The following is a 642-nucleotide window of genomic DNA, read 5'->3' on the forward strand; positions in this document are numbered from 1 at the left end:
TCCGGGACCTGTCGGGCGGCCAGTTCAACAAGAGTGAGCGCGAAAACGAGTTTGATCGCGGCATCCGGGACGTGTGCGACTCGGTTCTCGACGACTTGGGGCATCCGTGAAAGCGAAACTGAATCTCACGTTCAACGAAATAGCAAACCTTTCGTACGAGTGCTATCACACGTACACCACAGGCGAGTATCAGCACAAAGCATTCAATCCTATTGAATTCGCGCTGGCGCTCATGAATCACGTCGTGATCGACGAGGGAGAAGAGAATGGCAAAAGTGAAACTGAATCTCACGGCTGATGAGCTGAGTGCACTGATCGATAAGTTTCGCGGTCAAGAGCTGGGTGACGATGGAAAGGCCTATGACACGTTTCGGCCCGAGGATTTTGCATACGCGCTGCTGGAACACGTGCACGTGGACGCGAGCCCGTTGCTGCGCGCCATGAACAACGGGCTGGATGAGGTGCGGAACGCGGAGAGGCTCACACGCGAAAACGTTGAGATTTTCAGTAACCCGGAACACCACAACCACGAACTTCTGCAAGAACGCTATCGTGGGATGAGCGACGCCTATCAGTTTGCGCGTGGCTGCGTCGCGCGTCACGTCATGCAGGAACTATCGAACGCTGAGCACTACCATATTG

The 642-nt window shown here is 54.7% G+C and carries 1 protein-coding gene; it reads left to right on the plus strand.

Annotation, left to right across the window (positions count from 1 at the left end; translation table 11 throughout):
* Positions 1-266 precede the first annotated feature (266 nt).
* Positions 267-642: hypothetical protein (locus tag AC1RO3_RS08240; protein ID WP_481763966.1), on the plus strand; the 376-nt coding region annotated here is incomplete at its 3' end.

The organism is Dellaglioa sp. CoH-57-MRSF-19 (genome assembly GCF_056781975.1).